General features: G+C 63.1%; 15 protein-coding genes. 5 read left to right on the forward strand and 10 right to left on the reverse strand.

Annotation, left to right across the window (positions count from 1 at the left end; translation table 11 throughout):
• Positions 1 to 127 precede the first annotated feature (127 nt).
• Together B9A15_RS04305 and B9A15_RS04310 are read right to left on the reverse strand one after the other, a co-directional pair.
• Positions 128 to 1,108, reverse strand: a complete 981-nt coding sequence (locus tag B9A15_RS04305; RefSeq protein ID WP_084408784.1) for a Bug family tripartite tricarboxylate transporter substrate binding protein — start codon at positions 1,106 to 1,108, stop codon at positions 128 to 130.
• A gap of 143 nt (positions 1,109 to 1,251) precedes the next feature.
• Positions 1,252 to 2,913, reverse strand: coding sequence for a thiamine pyrophosphate-binding protein (locus B9A15_RS04310; RefSeq protein WP_084408785.1), 1,662 nt, complete (start codon positions 2,911 to 2,913; stop codon positions 1,252 to 1,254).
• Positions 2,914 to 3,158: 245 nt separating this feature from the next.
• On the opposite strand from B9A15_RS04310, the gene B9A15_RS04315 reads away from it, so the two are divergent.
• The gene (locus tag B9A15_RS04315) at positions 3,159 to 4,070 is read left to right on the forward strand and encodes a LysR family transcriptional regulator (RefSeq protein ID WP_084408786.1); all 912 of its coding nucleotides are present in this window, start codon (positions 3,159 to 3,161) and stop codon (positions 4,068 to 4,070) included.
• 19 nt (positions 4,071 to 4,089) lie between these two features.
• Here the strand turns inward: B9A15_RS04315 and B9A15_RS04320 are convergent, their stop codons facing one another.
• The 7 genes from B9A15_RS04320 to B9A15_RS04350 all read right to left on the reverse strand — a co-directional run bounded on the left by B9A15_RS04320 (position 4,090) and on the right by B9A15_RS04350 (position 9,244).
• Complete coding sequence (locus tag B9A15_RS04320) at positions 4,090 to 4,404, reverse strand: NIPSNAP family protein (RefSeq protein WP_084408787.1); 315 nt, start codon at positions 4,402 to 4,404, stop codon at positions 4,090 to 4,092.
• 70 nt (positions 4,405 to 4,474) lie between these two features.
• Positions 4,475 to 5,155 carry a fumarate hydratase C-terminal domain-containing protein gene (locus tag B9A15_RS04325; RefSeq protein ID WP_084408788.1) on the reverse strand — a complete coding sequence of 227 codons (681 nt, stop codon included), beginning with the start codon at positions 5,153 to 5,155 and terminating at the stop codon, positions 4,475 to 4,477.
• Entirely contained in the window at positions 5,119 to 6,081 is a 963-nt protein-coding gene (locus B9A15_RS04330) for a fumarate hydratase (protein ID WP_084408789.1), read from the reverse strand. Before B9A15_RS04330 ends, B9A15_RS04325 begins: the two co-directional genes overlap by 37 nt.
• A gap of 6 nt (positions 6,082 to 6,087) precedes the next feature.
• On the reverse strand, positions 6,088 to 7,854 hold the full coding sequence (locus B9A15_RS04335) for an L-aspartate oxidase (protein ID WP_084408790.1): 1,767 nt from the start codon (positions 7,852 to 7,854) through the stop codon (positions 6,088 to 6,090).
• Position 7,855: 1 nt separating this feature from the next.
• On the reverse strand, positions 7,856 to 8,200 hold the full coding sequence (gene sdhC, locus B9A15_RS04340; RefSeq protein ID WP_084408791.1) for a succinate dehydrogenase, cytochrome b556 subunit: 345 nt from the start codon (positions 8,198 to 8,200) through the stop codon (positions 7,856 to 7,858).
• Positions 8,197 to 8,529, reverse strand: a complete 333-nt coding sequence (locus tag B9A15_RS04345) for a succinate dehydrogenase (protein ID WP_084408792.1) — start codon at positions 8,527 to 8,529, stop codon at positions 8,197 to 8,199. Before B9A15_RS04345 ends, sdhC begins: the two co-directional genes overlap by 4 nt.
• Before the next feature lie 4 nt (positions 8,530 to 8,533).
• Positions 8,534 to 9,244 carry a succinate dehydrogenase/fumarate reductase iron-sulfur subunit gene (locus B9A15_RS04350; protein WP_139798193.1) on the reverse strand — a complete coding sequence of 237 codons (711 nt, stop codon included), beginning with the start codon at positions 9,242 to 9,244 and terminating at the stop codon, positions 8,534 to 8,536.
• A gap of 305 nt (positions 9,245 to 9,549) precedes the next feature.
• Between B9A15_RS04350 and B9A15_RS04355 the strand changes: the two genes are divergently transcribed.
• Genes B9A15_RS04355 through B9A15_RS04370 form a run of 4 tightly spaced genes read left to right on the forward strand, consistent with a single transcriptional unit; the run spans position 9,550 to position 13,514 of the window.
• Positions 9,550 to 10,623, forward strand: coding sequence for a TRAP transporter large permease subunit (locus B9A15_RS04355; RefSeq protein WP_210190473.1), 1,074 nt, complete (start codon positions 9,550 to 9,552; stop codon positions 10,621 to 10,623).
• Positions 10,620 to 11,384: an HpcH/HpaI aldolase family protein gene (locus B9A15_RS04360; RefSeq protein WP_210190474.1), complete on the forward strand. Its 765-nt coding sequence runs from the start codon at positions 10,620 to 10,622 to the stop codon at positions 11,382 to 11,384. Before B9A15_RS04355 ends, B9A15_RS04360 begins: the two co-directional genes overlap by 4 nt.
• Before the next feature lie 37 nt (positions 11,385 to 11,421).
• Positions 11,422 to 12,750, forward strand: a complete 1,329-nt coding sequence (hisD, locus tag B9A15_RS04365; RefSeq protein ID WP_084408795.1) for a histidinol dehydrogenase — start codon at positions 11,422 to 11,424, stop codon at positions 12,748 to 12,750.
• The gene (locus tag B9A15_RS04370) at positions 12,747 to 13,514 is read left to right on the forward strand and encodes an SDR family NAD(P)-dependent oxidoreductase (protein WP_084408796.1); all 768 of its coding nucleotides are present in this window, start codon (positions 12,747 to 12,749) and stop codon (positions 13,512 to 13,514) included. The genes hisD and B9A15_RS04370 overlap by 4 nt, the downstream gene beginning before the upstream one ends.
• Before the next feature lie 408 nt (positions 13,515 to 13,922).
• Here the strand turns inward: B9A15_RS04370 and B9A15_RS04380 are convergent, their stop codons facing one another.
• Positions 13,923 to 14,753 (reverse strand): glutamine amidotransferase-related protein, encoded by an 831-nt coding sequence (locus tag B9A15_RS04380; RefSeq protein WP_244556784.1) that lies wholly within the window; start codon positions 14,751 to 14,753, stop codon positions 13,923 to 13,925.
• Positions 14,754 to 14,810 lie beyond the last annotated feature (57 nt).

The following is a 14,810-nucleotide window of genomic DNA, read 5'->3' on the forward strand; positions in this document are numbered from 1 at the left end:
TCGCTGCGATGGGAAGCGAAGGGGAACGCCCGTGATCGGGCGCTTCCCGTATCGAGAGGCGCGGTCAGGCCGGCGGACCTTCTGAAACCCGAGGGAGTCCGACAGGCCGTCGGCTGCCCGCGCGGCCCTATTCGACCCGCAGGCCCAATTCGTCGACGAGCCGCGAGAAGGTCTGGTATTGATTGTTGACGAATTCGAGCGACTCGTCCGGCGACATCAGATCCACCTGCGATCCGACCTGCTTCATGAATTTCAGGAAGGTCTCGTCCTTGACGGCTTCCGCCAGCCAAGAACGCCACTGTTCGGCAGCCTCGTCCGGCATGTCGTCGGGGCCGGCAATGCCCGTCCAGCCGACCAGCGACTCCAGATCCTCGTGGCCGAGCGAGGCGGCGGTCGGTGCGTCGAACCCTTCGACCGGTTCGGACGTCGTGACGAGGATCGGCCGCAGCTGACCGTTCTTGACGAAGCTCGCGAGCGGAGAGGAATTGGTGCAGATGAAGGTCGCCGTGCCCTGATAGACCGCGAGCGCGGCCTCGCCATCGCCGGCGAGCGGTAGATGGGTCACCTCTTTGACATTCTCGACGCCGAAGGAATCCAGCACCATCGCCGCTGCGATCTGCAACATCGATCCGACGCCCGATGTCGAGTAGCGCACCGCCGCCGGGTCCTGTTTCGCCTTGGCGATCAGATCGTCCATCGACTGGATGTCGGAATCGGCCGCGACGGCGCAGACGACCGGATTGATCTCGTAGACGCCGACGAAACGGAAATCCTCCAGCTTATAGGGCAGATTGGCCTTCATCGCTGGATTGACCGTGTGCGAGCCGACGCGGGCCGCCAGAACTGTGTAGCCGTCGCCTTGCGCATTGGCGACAGCCGCCGAGCCGGTCGCCCCCCCCGCACCTGTCCGATTGACGAGCACGAAGGGTTCGCTCGAGTGCGAGCTGAGAGCGCTCGCCAATGCGCGGGCGGACAGATCGGTCGCACCGCCCGGGCCATAGGGTATCACGATCTGTACGGGGCGCTCGGGATATTGCGCAAGGACAGGGGTCGCGCTCAAGGCGGTCGTTGCAAGGCCAAAAGCCACAGCCAGAGATTTCAAGGTCATGGATTCCTCCCATTGATGTCTTGGTCTTCGAATTCCGGCTGGCCGCCCCTCCCAAGGCGGGCCAGATCGGACGGTCGCGCTCTTGCCGAGCGCGGCGATTGTCTGCGAAGGCGCAAACGGTCGTGCCGCCAGGCGGCATGAGGTCAGTGACCGGTACCGCTCGGGGCCGGCCGCCCTTCGATCAGGACATTGACCAGGGCGACCTTGCCCGATGCCTCGGCCCGCGCGAGCGCGGCGTCGAGATCGGCGATGTCGCTGACGAATTCGCCGTGGCCGCCGAGGGCGGCGACCGCCAGGTCGTAGCGTGCGTCCGACAATTGGCAGCCGATCAGTCGATCGGGGCCGTATTGGCGAAGCTGAATCTGATGCTCGGCGTTCCAGCACATGTCGTTACCGACAATGGCAACGAAAGCGGCGCCTTCGCGGGCTGCGGTCTCGAATTCGGCAAGATGGAAGCCGACCGTCCCATCGCCCATGAGCGCATAGACCAGTGCCTGAGGCCGGGCGAGCTTGGCGGCGAGCCCATAGCAGGGCGACCCTCCGATCGCCCCTGACGGACCATTGACGATGCGCCTCGTGCCGTTCGTGCCGGCTTGCGCCCATTGACCGAATTCGCCGCCATCGCAGACGACGATGCTCTCGCCGGCCTTGTCGAGCCGGCTCTGGACAGCGCGCGTCAGCGCCTGAGGCGTCACTCGCCCTTCGGATTCGGTCCTATCGGCTTCGCTGCGGGCCGCGATCAGTCGAGTGGCCGTCTCTCGCCAGTCCGAGCGGGCCGCTCTGGTCTCGCGCCGGGCGCACCCGATGACGCTTTCGGCAAAGGGGCGAGCCTCGGCCTGGATCGCATGTATGAGGCCGGTCCCGAGATTGCGCCTCGCGCGTTCAATCTCGGCGCTGTCCGGATCCAGAACGATCCAGCGACAGTCGGGCGCTGCCGGCTTGCCGAAGCCGAGGGTGAAATCGATGGGTTTGCCGAATGTGACGATGAGATCGGCCTTGGACAGGACCGAGGCGAAAGCGCCGAGTGACGGATCCTTCAGACCCCTCGGACTTTCCATGACCACGACTGGACAGTCGAGGGCGTTGGAGAAGCGCTCGGCGAGATCGCCCTGCCGGGTCGCTGAAAGGCTCGGTCCCATCAGGACGAGCGGACGCTCGGCTCTGTCCACGGCGTCGAGAAGGGCTGCGCAATCCTCTTCCGTGCCTGCTTGGTCCGAGATGTCGAAGCGAGACGGATCGATCGGGACGAACGTCGTCTCCGTCTCCAGAACATCGAAGGGAAGGGCAATGTGAACCGGACCGGGGCGGCCAGAGCGCGCGGTTCTGATTGCGTCCGTCAGAGCCGAGCCCAGCGCCTCGACAGTTTCCGGCCGTTGCGACGACTTCACCAGCGGGCGGACGATCGAAACCTGGTCGAGTTCCTGGAAAGCGCCCATGCCGTCCTGGGAAACAGAAGAGTCGCCGGTCAAGATGAGAACCGGGCTCTCCGATGTCCGCGCACTGTAGAGCGCGCCGAGCGCATTCATGGCACCAGGGGCGGCCGTTACCAGAGCGACGCCGAGCCCGCCGGTGATCTGGGCATGCGCGTCGGCCATGAAGACGGCTGCCGCCTCGTGGCGCGTATGGACGATCTCGATCCCGGCATCGATGCAGGCATCATAGACCGGCATGATCTGGTTTCCTGAAAGGCTGTAGATCCGAGTGACGCCCGCTGCCTTCAGACTGCGGACGAGAAGATCGGCGCCTCGACCCGTTTCGTCGCCCTCCAAGCGTTGACCGGAACCCGCCTCGACCTGTTTCAGCATGACCGGCCCATCCGAACAGGGTCTGCATCGCCTCGTTCAGGGCGCGCTGGCAAATCTCTTGCCTCGCCGTCAAGCGCTGAAATGCGCGTTGGTCGCATGTTCGACGTCTCCTCCCTACCCAAAGGCATCTGCGTTGCCAGCCTCCCAGCGGCTTGTTTAGAAACGATATTAGAAAGATACTCTACCCGAAAGGCACAAATGCTAACGCTTATCGATATATTTGCTTACACAACCTGAGGCTATAAATGACAATTCGGGTTCTGAAGACGCTGATCGCGATCGACGAATGCGGCACCTTCAGTGCTGCTGCGGATGCCGTCTTTCTGACGCATGCCGCGGTCAGTCAGCAGATGCGCGGGCTTGAAGAGGAATGGCAGGTCAAGATCTTCGATCGGACCAAGCGGACGCCCGAACTCACGCCGACAGGTCGGGCACTCGTCGCGCGCGCCCGTGAGGTCGTGGCGGCCTATGACGGCATCCTCCCCTCGGTTCTCGGCGATACGGGTCTTTCCGGCGTGCTCAGTGTCGGGGCGGTTTCCACGACGCTGAACGCCATGGTCCCGATGACCATTGCCCGCATGAAACGGGACTATCCAAAGCTCAATGTGAGTGTGGTGCCGGGTCTGACGATCCCGCTGATCCAGCAGATCGAGAGGGGCACTCTCGATCTGGCGATCGTATCCAAGCCAAGGCTTCTCCCACGCAATTTCGCTTGGCTCGATGTCGCCGACGAACCTTTGGAGGTTCTCGTCTCTCAGGAGACGGAGAGTTCGGACGCCCGTGAACTCTTGCAGACGAGGCCCTTCATCCGCTTCACGCGCAACGCGGTCGTGGGCGCCGATATCGAGCAGTGGCTACAGGATCAAGGCATCATTGTGCGCGAGGCGATGGAGCTGGAGAACCTGGAGACGATCTCGTCCATGGTTCTTTTCAATCTCGGCGTCTCGATCGTCCCCCGCACCTGCCTGTCGCTCACGCCGCTGCCGCTCAAGCATCTGCCCTTGCCGGGACAAAAGCCCGTCATTCGCAAGCTCGGCATCGCCTATCGTTCTGACAGCGTGAAGGCCCGCGCGATCGTCGAGTTTCACACTCGGGTGCTTGAGATTTTGAGGGATCAGATGCTGGAAATGCCTGCCGTGATGCGCGCGAAGACCTGATAGGGGATGCGGGAGCTTGTCAGGGGGCCTGGAAGAAGGGCGCCGGCACCAGGATCTTGTTCTCCACATGGGCCACGAGCGGGCGCATCTTGGCCGCATAAGCCTGCCATTCCGGCGCCGCCTGCAGCGCTTTACGCCGCTCGAAGCGATCGTCGAGGCTCTCATAACCCCACATATGGACGATCTGGTTCAGCGGCCCGACATCGGTGAAATAATAGCCGACCATCTTGCCGAGGATGCGGGTCTGCACGGCCATACCCTCCTCCTCGTAGAGCTTGAGAAATGTCGGCACCTTGCCGGCATGGAGCGTGTAGATCCGTTCGTCGACGAACATGGGGTTCCTCAAAGAAATCGGGCGCGCGCAACGACACGGAACGCGCTCCTCTCGATTCGTGATCGCTCGATCAGCCGATGACCTCGTCGGTCCGGTCGTCGGTCTCGCCAAAACGGCGCAGGACGGCTGGACGGGTGCCCTCATAGACCTTGTCGAGATTGGCGGCGATGCGTGCGTTCTCCCGTTCGAAGAGGCTGTTGCCCGCAAGATCGCCATCGACGATGAAGGGACCCATATTGGCCGCCTCGATGACCCACATGGCCTGGGCGAGACCCAGCTCCTTGTTCCAGTGAACCGCCTTCACCTGCTTGATGCCTCGCCCGAGAAGCGCGCCGGTGCCGTAGCCGACCGTCGTCAGATAGACCGCCCCGTTCGGTACGAAATGTTCGCGATAGTCCTTGGACGTCATACCGCCCTTGCCGATGATGATGCGGGCGCCGGAGCGCTCGATCCAGGGGCCGATCCATTTGGAGAAACGGAAGGAGGCGGTGGCGGTGACGGCGCCCATATTGAAGCTTCCGTCGGGATTGACGGTCGCGGCGGGCGAACAGTGAAAGTTCACCGCGCTTTCGGCTGGCAGGTCGAGGGGCAGGTCGGCTCCCTCCTCGATGACCTTCTTGTAGACGCCTTCGCGTGCCGTGTAGATCAGGCCGTCGAGATAGACGATGTCGCCGATCTTCAGAGCCTCCAGATCGGCCCGGCTCGGCGTCGTGCTCAGGCGGATTTGCTGAGGCTTTGTGGCGGTGTCCATTCCACGCTCTCCCGGCGTTGATAATCGGTGAACCAGTCGGGGTCGGTGCGGTATTCCACCCGCCCGTCCCCGTGGATGCGGGCGACGGCCCGGCGCGAGGACAGGCAGAAGGCGTGGACGCTCATCTGCATGCCGCCCGTGTGGCAGTAGCCGACCTCGATATTGCAATCGACGACCATCGACTTGCCGACGAACCCCATGGCGCCCATGCCGATCGAATTGCCGAGCGCCTTGAATTCGTCCTCCATCGCCGCGATGCGCGCGTCGGAATTCCGGCTGCCGACGGTTCGAAGGCAGGCGGCCCTTTTGCCGAGCACCATGCAGGTGTCCTTGGAGCCGCCCAGCCCGATGCCGATGATCGCCGGCTGGCAGGCAAGGCCGCGCTTGCCGAAGGCGACGAGACTATCGAGAAAGAAGCGCTTGATGCCTTCCACGCCGTCGGATGGAAACAGCATGCGGTAATCGGTGCCGAAAAGCCCGCCCTTGTGAACCGTGACGAGATCGATCCATTCGCCGTCCGGCTCGAAGCCATATTCGATCTCCGGCGCGCCGATGCCGACATTGTTGTCGTGGTCCGTGCGCCAGAGGGGATGCACCCGGTTCGGCCGAAGCGGGATCTCGTTGGTGGATTTGGCGGTGGCGCGGCGCAGAGCCGCTTCCAGGGCGATCGGACCGCCCTCGATCCGCGCCTCGTTGCCCATCTTGACGTACCAGCGCGGGCAGCCGGTGTCCCCGCACATGGCGCGGCGATCCTGCTTGGCGGCCTCGTAATTTTCGAGCATGGCCTGAAGGACGAAGGATGAGAGATCGCCGTCCTCGGTGTTCGCCATGGTTCTCAGGCCGTCGAGATAATCCTCGGGAATCTCGATGGCGGCCTTTTCCATCAGCCGCTCGGCCGTCTCCTGAATGGTTTCGATCGCAATCATTCCGCCTCACTCGGCCGCTTTGAGAAGGGTCTCGGGCTCGCCTTCGGGCAGAATGCTCTGGCCGGGCCGCACGATGGTGAATTCGACCGGAGCACGGTCGACCAGAAGCTCGCCGCCCTCGCGGCGCGCCGTGGTGAAATAGGACCGCTCCAGGTCGCCGGTTTCGGGAAAGTCCTCGCGATAATGGGCGCCGCGCGAGTTCTCCCGCTCGAGGCCCGCCATGGCGATGACCTCCGAAATGTCGCAGAGCGATTTGAGGTTGAGCCAGTCGTGCCAGGTCAGGTTGAAGGCGAGATCGCCGTCGGGCACGCCCGTCTCGGCAAGCTCGGCCGAGACCTCGGCAATCCCTTTGAGCCCGCGCGTGAGCCCCGCTTCGGTGCGCATCACGCCAACATGGTCCCACATCACGTCCTGAAGCTGCTTGCGGAGGGCTTGGACATTGCCGGGGCGTTTGGACAGCGGCGCGATGGCGCGCTCGACCTCGGCCTCCAGAACCGCCGGGTCGGGATCGCGATGGCTGCCCATCGAGCCGACATCGAGCCCCATCACGTCGCCGGCAACGCCGCCATAGACGGTGGAATTGGCGACGCCATTGCCGCCGAGCCTGTTCGAGCCATGGGCTCCGCCCGCGTCTTCGCCGGCGACATAGAGGCCTTCGAGGCCCGTGCGCGTGTCAGGATCGACCACCACGCCACCCATGAAGTAATGGGCGGTCGGAACCACCTCGACCTTGCCGGCGGCGAGATCGAAGCCGCTATCGGCGCAGCGCTTGACCATGCCTTTGAACTTGCTTCGCACCAGATCCGGCCCCAGATGGGACATGGAAATATAGACGCCGCCATTCTTCGACGTGTTGTTCTTGCGCATCTCGGCATAGATGCCACGGCTGACGACATCGCGGGTCGCTCGCTCGCCGAGCCGGTCGTAATCGAACATGAAGCGTTCGTCGCGGCTGTTGAGAAGCTGGCCGCCGGCGCCGCGAAGCCCTTCCTCCAACACCGTTCCGGTCATGCGCGTGTGATCGCCGGCGAGAAGCCCGGTCGGGTGGAACTGGACCATCTCCATATCGCGCAAGGTGAGCCCGGCGCGGAGCGCCATGGCGAGCCCGTCCATCGTCTTGTCGCCGGAGGGCGTGTGATATTTGTACATGGTCGGCCCGCCCCCGGTCGCCATCAGAACGGCCTTGGCCCGCACGAAGCGGAAACGCCCGGAACGCATGTCGATGAAGAGGACGCCGGAAAGCGCCGAGCCGTCCCGCGTCGGTATGAGGCCGATCGCGCGATGCTCCTGCAACTTCTCGACGGGCCGGGCGAGAACCTGTTCCATCAACCGGTTGATGATCTCGATGCCGGTGAGGTCGCCCTTATGGACCGTGCGGTCGGCGGTCTGGCCGGCAAAGGCCTTCTGGTGGAGCGTGCCGTCGGCATTGCGGTCGAAGAAGCAGCCAATCTCGTTCTCGAGTTCGCGAATGCGCACGACCGCCTGCTCGCAGAGCTTCCAGGCCATATCCTGATTGGGCAGCCATTTGCCGCCCTGGATCGTGTCCATGAAGTGCCGCTCGACGCTGTCGCCGCCGCCGAGCGCGACATTGTAGCCGCCCTGGACCATGCGGGTGCAGCCGCATTTGCCGATGAGACCCTTCACCGCGAGCGTGATTTTGGTGCCGGGCCTAGCAGTGGCCTGGGCGTGGAGTGTGGCGAAAAGGCCGGCGCCGCCCGATCCGAGGATCAGGATGTCGGTGTCGTGCCGCTCGATGGAAAAGCGCTCGCCCATGTCAGACCGCCTGCAAAAAGAATGTGGTGGAGAGGAAGAAGGCAAGGGCGAGAGAGGCCGCAGCGAGCGACTTCTGGCGCGCGCTCCAGGGCAGGAATTCGAGCGCAAGCAGCCTCAGGCCGCCGAACATGTGGACCGCGAGCAGGAAGACGAGGCCGTATTCGGCGATCTTGACCAGCGGATTCGACGTCCAGGCCAGAAAGCCGTCGAGCTGGCTCGGGTCGGTGAGAGCGAGGGCCAGCACATAGAAATGCGCCGGCAGGAACAAGGCGAGGGCAATCCCCGAGACCCGGTGAAGGAAGAAGGCGAGCCAGAGCGGATGTTGGCGGTGCGGATGGATTTTCATGACGCGGTCACCGCATAGACGGCCGAAAGTCCCATGAAGGCGAGACCGGCCCCGATCGCCAGGGTCAGTCCGTCGAGGGCGTGCCTGTTCTTCAGGATGGTCTCTGCGAGGATCACCCTTACGCCGATCGCGGCGTGGATGGAGACGGCGAGGGCGAAGGTGCCGTAGAACAGCGCCCAGACGATACTGCCCTTTGTGCGGCCCAGAATCTCGGCGGCCGACAGCCCGCCCTGGATGGCGTAGATCATCACCGCGATATGGCCGAGGACCAGTGGCGCCATCACCATCGCGGAGAGCCGCTGCAGCATATAGAGCTTGAGGCCGATCATCGTCTCACCGTCCTTTCCGAAAGAAGGACCGGGCGGTTTCGCGCTTCAGCCCGGCAATCGCGGTGATCGGCGAAAGTTCGTTCGGACAATAGGCAGCGCATGAGCCGAGCGAATGGCAGTTGTGGCAGCCGCCCGAGCCCGAAACGGCGTCGAGGACACCGGTCCGGTCGCCGTCCTTTTCATCGTTGAGAAGCGTCCATGCGCGGTTGAGCGCGGCAGGACCCAGATAGTCCGAATTCGCCGTCACCGTGTCGCAGGCGGCAAAGCAGACCGCGCAATTGATGCATTCGATGCCTTCATCCGCGAGCTTGCGCGAGGGGCTTTCCGGATTGATCGCCTCGATCGGATCGGCGCGTGTGCGGGTGGGATGAAAGTGCCCCTCTGCCCCCACCCATTTGTCGAAGAACGGGTCCATATCGGTCGCCAGGTCCTTGATCACCGGCAAATTGCGCAAGGGGGCGACATCGATGCGGCCGTTCTCTGCGACCTTGCCCACATGGGTGCGGCAGGTCCAGCGCGGCTTGCCGTTGACCATCATCGCGCAGGAGCCGCACATGCCGACACGGCAGGCAAAACGGTAGGACAGGGTCGCGTCGAGATTCTGCTGCACCCATGAGACGACATCAAGGATCGTCTGATTGTCTTCCTGAGGCACTTCGAAGGCCTCGTAGCGCCCTTGCGTTCCGGTCCCGCGCCAGACGGAAACCAACAACATTGTTTTCGCTGATGACATCCGTCTCTCCCAACCCGACGCGCGTTCGGTTTGGGTATAGGGGAAAGAAATTTTGACGGAAAACGAGAAATAGTGACGGTTTTTGTCAGAATAATTTACAATCTCAGAGGTGCCTTGGCATGTTGTCCGAGCGAGGGGCCGGAAGACGCGCCGCAGCTGACGTGCTTTGCCGACAGTGGTCTTGATTGCGCTCTATTCTGGTGTCGGCTCCCCGACGGATGCTGGAAACAACAAGAGCTGATCGTCGCACCGGACTGAATAGCCCCGAGTTTCGTGGACACCCTCGGATGGCCGAACTTGTCGGCATCAATTACTGGTCGATCGCGCTTGCGGGCATCGTCCCGGCCTTTCTCTTCTACCTCGTCGTCTATGCCACCGTGCACGTCGTCGCGCGTCGCCAGAGCTTCCGCCCGGTCGACGCCTCCGAACTGCCGGACTGGCGGACGGCCATGAACGCGACACGTCTCGCCCCCATCGTCATGGGTCTTGCCGGCCTCGGCTTCGGCATCATCCGCGGCAACTCCATCGAACTCACTGCCTGCTACGGCATGATCGCGATGAGCGCATCGGTCATCGTCGCGCGTCTCGTTGCCGGACAGGATCTGCGCGACGTTGTCCGGATCGTCGTCCGAGCACTCGAGGAGGGAGGACGCGGCGTCGTCATCGTCGGCGTCCTTCTCGTAGGCGCACAGGTCTTCGTGGCCATGATCAACCTCACCGGGTTCGGCGTCACCGTGACCGCCTCGGTTCTCGCTTTCGGACAGGGCCAGATTTGGCTGATCGCAATCCTGATGGCCCTCATCTGTCTCGTGGCTGGCATGGGTCTGCCGACGTCCGCCGCCTATGTCATGGTCGCCGCGGTCTTCGCCCCCGCCCTTATCCAGCAGGGGCTCGATCCGTTGGTCGTCCACATGTTCGTCCTCTATTACGCCGCTCTCTCGGTCATCACGCCGCCGGTCTGCCTTGGCGTCTTCGTGGCCGCGGCGATCGCGCAGGCGCCATGGTTGAAGGTTGCGATGCAGACGCTGCGCCTTGGCGCCACGGCCTACGTCCTGCCAATGCTCTTTCTTATCTATCCCGGCATGCTCGGCGATGGCGGAGCCGTGGAGATCGCACGCGCGGTCTTTTCCGGGGGAATCTTCGTTCTCTCCGCTGCTCATCTTCTCGGCGGGGCGCCGCTTCCGGGCAGTCGATGGAGCGCCGTTCTCTGGATCGTGCCGGCTGTCCTCGCCCTAATGCCGAACATGATCGCGACAGCCGCCGCGGTCGTCATCTTCGCTGTTCTTCTCATGCTGTCGCGCGGCGCTGCGCGAAAGCGCGATGAGGCGCTACCGGACGCAAACTTGGAAATCACCACGTGAACCCGAACAGCCGACTGAAGAGCCGGATCACCGCGCGAGAGCCCGTGATCGGCGCGTTCATCAAGACGCCGCACCCGATCATCGTCGAGATCATGGGCGCGTCGGGAATGGACTTTCTTGTCCTCGATGCGGAACACGCGCCCTTCGATCGCGGATCGATCGACCAGATGATGATTGCTGGCCGCGCCGTCGGATGTCCGCTGATCGTGCGCGTGCCGACGACCTCGCCGGACTGGATCCTCTCGGTCCTCGACGCCGGAGCCGCCGGCGTGATGGTGCCGCACGTCAATACGCGGGAGCAGGCCAAGGATCTCGTTCGCATGACGCGCTACGGCAAAGGCGGGCGCGGCTTTGCCGGCACCACGCGGGCAGCCGCCTATGCGAAGCGGCCCTTCAGCGAACACTTGGCCGAGACAGCGAACGAGACCACGCTCATCTGCCAGATCGAGGATCCGGAAGGTGTCGACAATTTCGAGGAGATCTCGCGCGTCGAGGGTGTCGATGCGCTCTTCGTCGGTCGCGCAGACCTTGCCGTCTCTTACGGCTTCGACGGATTCTTCGCGCCGGAAGTAACCGAGAAATCCAACCCCATTCTCGGTGCGGGTGGCTGCGCGACCGGCCTCTACTGCGCACCGGGAGAAAATCTCGGCCCGCTTCGACAGGCCGGAGCGACGTTCTTCGTCGTCGGCTCCGAACATTCGCTCATGGCCCAGGGCGCATCAAAGATCGCCGAGGACTTCGCCGACGCTGGCGCTCATTGACGCCCGGCCCCAAGACTTTTCAAAGGAGCCTTCCATCATGGCCATCGACTATCTGAAGCGCGGCAAGCCGGAAGCGGAGCGCTGCGCCGACGACAGCAAGATCCGCAAGACCGTCGAGACGACACTTGCCGACATCGAAAGCCGCGGCGACGAGGCCGTTCGCGAACTCTCCGAGAAGTTCGACCGCTACAGCCCGAAGAGCTTCCGCCTGTCGGCGTCCGAGATCGAGGCGATCGTCTCGAAGGTCTCCGATCGGGAGATGGCCGACATCCGCTTCGCGCAGGAGCAGGTGCGCAATTTCGCGCAGGCCCAGCGCGATTCGATGACGGATATCGAGGTCGAGACCATACCGGGCGTCATTCTCGGCCACAAGACGATCCCGGTTCAATCCGTCGGCTGCTACGTGCCGGGCGGAAAGTTCCCGATGGTCGCCTCCGCACACATGTCGGTCGCGACCGCGAGCGTTGCGGGGGTGCCACGTATTGCCGCGGCGACTCCGCCTTTCAAGGGGAAGCCGAACCCCGGCGTCATCGCCGCGATGCATCTCGGCGGCGCGCACGAGATCTATGTCCTTGGCGGCATCCAGGCGGTCGGCGCCATGGCGCTGGGCACGGAGACGATCGACCCCGTTCACATGCTGGTCGGACCGGGCAATGCCTTCGTCGCCGAGGCCAAGCGCCAGCTCTATGGCCGGGTCGGCATCGATCTCTTCGCAGGCCCGACGGAGACGATGGTGATCGCCGACGAAACGGTCGACGCCGAACTCTGCGCGACCGACCTCCTCGGCCAGTCGGAGCACGGCTACAATTCGCCCGCCGTCCTCCTCACCAATTCGCGCAAGCTCGCGGAAGGAACGCTGCTGGAGATCGAACGGCTTCTGGAGATTCTGCCGACGGCTGAGACCGCGCGGAAGAGCTGGGAGGATTATGGGGAAGTGATCGTCTGCGACAGCTATGACGAGATGCTGCAGATGGCCGACGAGACTGCATCCGAACACGTCCAGGTAATGACAGACCGCGACGACTGGTTCCTGGAGAACATGACGTCCTACGGTGCGCTTTTCCTCGGCCCGCGGACCAATGTCGCCAATGGCGACAAGGTGATTGGTACCAACCACACCCTGCCAACGAAGAAAGCTGGTCGCTACACAGGCGGCTTATGGGTCGGCAAATTTCTGAAGACGCATAGTTACCAGAAAATAATGACCGACGAGGCGGCCGCGACCATTGGCGAATATTGTTCGCGGCTCTGCATGCTGGAGGGTTTCGTTGGGCATGCCGAGCAGGCCAATGTGCGCGTCCGCCGCTATGGTGGTCGTAACGTGCCCTACGGCGCAGCAGCTGAATCGCGGCAGGCTGCCGAATGATCAGCCTGCCGAAGACGCACTCCTTCAGCCTCAAAGGCAAACGTGCGCTGGTCGCGGGCGCTTCCGCCGGCATCGGGTTTGGCTGCTCGGCGGCACTCGCAGATGCCGGCGCCGAAGTCGTTCTGGCATTGCGGCCGGGTGAAAGACTGGACGCCTCCGTAGACGCGATCCGGTCAGAAGGCGGACGGGCGGAAGCGTTGCCGCTCGACATTTCCGATATCAAGGCAGTGGAAAACGCTGTCGGCAGGTCCGGCCCGTTCGACATCCTGGTGAACTCCGCTGGTCAGGCGTGCCACGGCCCGGCGATCGAAACGAGCCCGGAAGATTTCGACGCGGTCGTTGGCATCAATTTTCGCGGTGCCTATTTCCTGACCCGCGCTGTTGCGGCCGGCCTTATAGAAGCAGGTAAACCAGGCTCCCTCGTCAATATCTCCAGCCAGATGGGCCATGTCGGCGGACAGGATCGGGCCGTCTACTGCGCAACGAAGCACGCGGTAGAAGGCTTCACTAAAGCAATGGCGATAGAGTGGGGCCGCAACCGAATCCGCGTGAATACGATCTGCCCGACTTTCATCCGAACTTCGCTTACCGAAGCAACCTTCGCCGACCCAAAGCGGAAGGCATGGATCATGGACAATATCCGCCTTGACCGCATCGGTGAGATCGAAGACGTTATGGGCGCAGTCGTCTACCTCACATCCGACGCCGCCGCGATGGTGACCGGTACCTCCCTGATAATCGATGGTGGCTGGACCGCAGCCTAAGCATCCGGCAATCGCGGAAACGATTCGCGGTCTAATCCCTCAACCAGATCAACGCATACAAAAGCCGGCGGTGCTCAGACCCTGACTGTGCTCGAGGCCTATCGTTCGCTTTCGGCAAGCACAAATTGCCTTAACAATAACGAACTCGAGGGCGAAGCAGAATGAAAAGGTGGGCCAAAAGCGGACTGGCTGCTCCAAGGCTACGAAAGCCACAAGCGGCCATTTTCATTCAGAACATGATCTGTTCAACAGCCGGTCGGCAGCGAGTTTGAAGCGGCCTCGCAATGTCAATGCGGCGATAAACGAAGAACTGCGCTTCAACATCTCTTTCAATGATGGCCGTCGTGAATAGCTAGAACTCGCGACGTTGGAAAATCTCGGCGAAACTAATTCCGAGCTTATCACAGGTCAGGTCAGAAACGACAGAAAATTGCGGATTTCGATCAGTCGCATGGCCGGCACAATCACGTCGTCGTCAAGGCCCAGGCGCCACGCAAGATCGTCGCGTTCCGGCGCCTCCGCAAGTTGCTCCAGCATCTGCGCGTATTCGTCTACGTCGCCTGCCGCGCGTGCAAGCCCCTGCGCGATGAGATCGTCGGTTTCGCGTCGCAGCGCTATGGCGATTTCGGCAAGCGAGATTTCCGGATGGTACTGAACGCCGTAGAAGACGCCGTTCGCATGCCTGATCTCGGCCGCCTCGACCGGCGTATGTCTCGACCGGGCGAGCAGCGTCCCGCCCTCCGGCAACTCGGCCACGATCTGCGCATGCATCGCCGGTGCATTCCATACGATCTCGCGGCCCGCCAGAAGCGGATGTCGCCGACCGGCGTCCGTCGCGGTGATGCCGCGCACGAACCCGGCCTTCATGTGCGGCAGACGCGGCTCGCTGCGTCCGCCCGCCGCGACGGCCGCGATCTGCAGCCCGGCACAGGAACCGAAGGCCGGGACGCCCACCTGATAGACGTTGCTCATGAAATTCGCGGCAGACCGTGCCTCCAAGCCGTCGTTTTGCATGTCGATCGGTGAGCCCGCGAAGAAGACCCCGTCGAAGCCTTCGATGTCGAAGCCCGGCGGATCGAGCGCCGTGTCGACGCAGGAGATCGTCTCCACCGATGCGTCGGGGCGCAGCGAGAGCAAGGTCTCCTTGTAGGTTTCGTCGGACGAGGCGCCGGCGTGACGGCGGCGTTGCGCCCGCTGCGTCGGTGTTTCGCTGGCGACGACGAGAAGTCTGAGGGTCAAGGGCGGTCCCGTCTGCGTTAATGGTTCGGACGAAAGAACGTTCGGGCAGCTTCGCCC

The sequence above is a fragment of the Fulvimarina manganoxydans genome (assembly GCF_900176465.1).
GTDB lineage: Bacteria > Pseudomonadota > Alphaproteobacteria > Rhizobiales > Rhizobiaceae > Fulvimarina > Fulvimarina manganoxydans.

Excerpts from the sequence above, each read along its gene's own strand:
- B9A15_RS04330 (WP_084408789.1), bottom strand. The coding sequence starts at position 6,081 with ATGATTGCGATCGAAACCATTCAGGAGACGGCCGAGCGGCTGATGGAA.
- B9A15_RS04335 (WP_084408790.1), bottom strand. The coding sequence starts at position 7,854 with ATGGGCGAGCGCTTTTCCATCGAGCGGCACGACACCGACATCCTGATC.
- B9A15_RS04350 (WP_139798193.1), bottom strand. The coding sequence starts at position 9,244 with ATGTTGTTGGTTTCCGTCTGGCGCGGGACCGGAACGCAAGGGCGCTAC.
- hisD (WP_084408795.1), top strand. The coding sequence starts at position 11,422 with ATGGCCATCGACTATCTGAAGCGCGGCAAGCCGGAAGCGGAGCGCTGC.
- B9A15_RS04320 (WP_084408787.1), bottom strand. The coding sequence starts at position 4,404 with ATGTTCGTCGACGAACGGATCTACACGCTCCATGCCGGCAAGGTGCCG.
- B9A15_RS04310 (WP_084408785.1), bottom strand. The coding sequence starts at position 2,913 with ATGCTGAAACAGGTCGAGGCGGGTTCCGGTCAACGCTTGGAGGGCGAC.
- B9A15_RS04315 (WP_084408786.1), top strand. The coding sequence starts at position 3,159 with ATGACAATTCGGGTTCTGAAGACGCTGATCGCGATCGACGAATGCGGC.
- B9A15_RS04305 (WP_084408784.1), bottom strand. The coding sequence starts at position 1,108 with ATGACCTTGAAATCTCTGGCTGTGGCTTTTGGCCTTGCAACGACCGCC.
- B9A15_RS04355 (WP_210190473.1), top strand. The coding sequence starts at position 9,550 with ATGGCCGAACTTGTCGGCATCAATTACTGGTCGATCGCGCTTGCGGGC.
- B9A15_RS04370 (WP_084408796.1), top strand. The coding sequence starts at position 12,747 with ATGATCAGCCTGCCGAAGACGCACTCCTTCAGCCTCAAAGGCAAACGT.
- B9A15_RS04345 (WP_084408792.1), bottom strand. The coding sequence starts at position 8,529 with ATGATCGGCCTCAAGCTCTATATGCTGCAGCGGCTCTCCGCGATGGTG.
- B9A15_RS04325 (WP_084408788.1), bottom strand. The coding sequence starts at position 5,155 with ATGGACACCGCCACAAAGCCTCAGCAAATCCGCCTGAGCACGACGCCG.
- sdhC (WP_084408791.1), bottom strand. The coding sequence starts at position 8,200 with ATGAAAATCCATCCGCACCGCCAACATCCGCTCTGGCTCGCCTTCTTC.